At 66.5% G+C, this 801-nt stretch carries 1 protein-coding gene; it reads left to right on the top strand.

Annotation, left to right across the window (positions count from 1 at the left end):
* Positions 1 to 801 (top strand): ATP-binding protein (locus tag U9977_RS11875; RefSeq protein WP_322749290.1); only part of this gene is annotated, 801 nt, incomplete at both ends.

Here is an 801-nt window from a genome sequence, read left to right as displayed (position 1 = left end):
GACGGTGTGGGACCGCCAGCTGTCCGCAAAGCCCGTGCTGCTCGTCCTCGTGGGAAGTGACATGTCCGTCATGGAGGCGCTGGGACACTATGGCCGTCCGTTCCTCGGCCGGGCACCGAAAATGACCGTCCGGCCACTGCATCTGGCCGACGTCGGGTCCATCACCGGATTGTCGGCCGACGAGGCAGTGGATGCCCTGTTGATCACTGGCGGCTTTCCGGAGGTCGTCGCGGCGTGGCGGGTCGGGATGAGCCGCGAAGACTACCTCCGCGAGGCACTCACCAACCCGCTGTCCCCGCTGCTCATGGCTGGTGAGCTCACCATGCTCGGCGGGTTTCCAGAAGCCTCCCAGTCCCGCGCCGTACTGGCGGCCGTCGGCAGCGGAGAACGTGGTTTCACCGCCATCGCCACGGCGGCCGGTGGAGCAAACCCCCTGGCGTCGGGCACGCTTTCCCCCATCCTGACCACGCTGTTGGACAAACAGGTTGTCGCGACTGACAGCCCGCTTTCCACCCGGCCTGACACGAAGAACAAGCGTTACCGGGTCGCGGACTCCTACCTTCGGTTCTGGTTGGCTTTTCTGGCCCGTGGCATTCCGCTGGTGGAGCGGGGCCGCGGTGACATTGTGCTGGGACGCATCGAACGCTCGTGGACCACCTGGCGCGGCCGAGCTGTCGAACCTGTCGTCCGAGAAGCCCTTCTTCGCCTGTTGCCGGACGAGGACCGGCCCGACACCGAGGCGATCGGCGGCTGGTGGAACCGTCAGAACAACCCCGAGATCGATATCGTCGGCGCCGACCG

The sequence above is a fragment of the Protofrankia sp. Cas8 genome (genome assembly GCF_963555845.1).
Taxonomy (GTDB): domain Bacteria; phylum Actinomycetota; class Actinomycetes; order Frankiales; family Frankiaceae; genus Protofrankia.
This window is presented reverse-complemented; position numbering and strand designations above follow the sequence as displayed.